The organism is Streptomyces sparsus (assembly GCF_054776295.1).
The window spans coordinates 1-1,512 of record NZ_BAAHCA010001066.1 but is presented as its reverse complement, the minus strand read 5'-3'; the positions used below and the strand labels follow the sequence as shown (position 1 = coordinate 1,512).

The 1,512-nt window shown below is 75.7% G+C and carries 1 protein-coding gene; it reads left to right on the top strand.

Annotated features, from left to right (window positions below):
- Positions 1-1,512: beta-ketoacyl synthase N-terminal-like domain-containing protein (locus tag ACYVE9_RS26320; protein ID WP_461030397.1), on the top strand; the 1,512-nt coding region annotated here is incomplete at both ends.

The window sequence follows — 1,512 nt, the reverse complement described above, 5'->3', positions numbered from 1 at the left end:
CGGCGGGACTGCGCGACCGACTGACCGCACTGGGCGCCCGCGTCACCGTGCGCGCCTGCGACCTGGCGGACCGGCAGGCCGTGGAACGGCTGCTCGCCGACCATCCCGTGGACGCCGTCGTCCACGCGGCCGGCGTTCTCGACGACGACGTACTCGAAGCGACCACCCCCGAACGGCTCGCCGCGGTCCTGGCCGCCAAGGCCGTGGCCGCCGACCATCTCGACGCGTGCACCCGCGAGGCCGGGCTGCAGGAGTTCGTCGTGTTCTCCTCGATCGCCGGTGTCTGGGGGAGCGGCGGTCAGGCGGCCTACGCGGCGGCCAACGCCCACCTGGACGCCCTGGTCGAACGCCGGCGTGCGCGAGGGCTGGCCGGTACCGCCGTCGCGTGGGGGCCCTGGGACGGCGGCGGTATGGCCGGTGACGGGCAGGCGCAGGAGCTGCTGCGCCGCCGCGGCCTGTCGCCCCTGGACCCGGACAGCGCGCTGGCCGCACTGGACCGTGCGCTGCTGGTACGGGACACCACCGTCGTGGTGGCCGATGTCGACTGGGCCTGCTTCACGTCCGCCTTCACCACCGGCCGTCCCAGCCCGCTGCTGACCGCGCTGCCGGGGGCCGCCGCCTCCGTGCGGGCGGCCGGTGCGACGGCCGACGCGGGCTCGGCGCGGTCCGAGCTGCGGGACCGGCTGGACGGGATGACCACCGAGGAGCGAGCCGCCGACCTGCTCGACCTGGTGCGCCGTCGGGCCGCCGTGGCCCTCGGTCACACGGACCGGTCCGCCGTCACGGCGGGGCGCGCCTTCCGCGACATGGGCTTCGACTCTCTCACCGCGGTGGAACTCCGCAACGACCTGACCACCGCCACCGGCGTGCCCCTGCCGTCCACGCTCGTCTTCGACCACCCCACGCCGCTCGCCGTCGCCACCCACCTCCTCCACGAGCTGTTCGGCACCCAGGAGGACCGGACGCCGTCGGCCGTCGCCTCCGCCGCCCCCCTGGACACCGACCCGGTGGTCATCGTCGGCATGGCCTGCCGCCTCCCCGGCGGTGTGAACGGCCCCGACGACCTGTGGCGTCTGCTGGACACGGGCGGTGACGCGGTCGCCGGCTTCCCGCAGGACCGCGGCTGGGACCTGGAGACCCTGCGGGACGCCAGCGACACCCGCTCCGGCGGATTCCTGGGCGAAGCATCGGCGTTCGACGCCGGGTTCTTCGGCATCAGTCCCCGCGAGGCGCAGGCGCTCGACCCGCAGCAGCGCCTGGTGCTGGAGGCCTCCTGGGAGGGGCTGGAACGTTCCGGCATCGCGCCGACCGCGCTCAAGGGCTCCCGGACCGGCGTGTTCGTCGGCGCCGGCAGCTCCGGCTACGCCGCCGGGCTGCGCGAGGTGCCCGAGGGACTCGGCGGTCACCTGCTCACCGGCCAGGCCGGCAGCGTGGTGTCCGGACGTGTCGCCTACTCCCTCGGCCTGGAGGGCCCGGCCGTCACGGTCGACACCGCCTGCTCCTCCTCGCTCG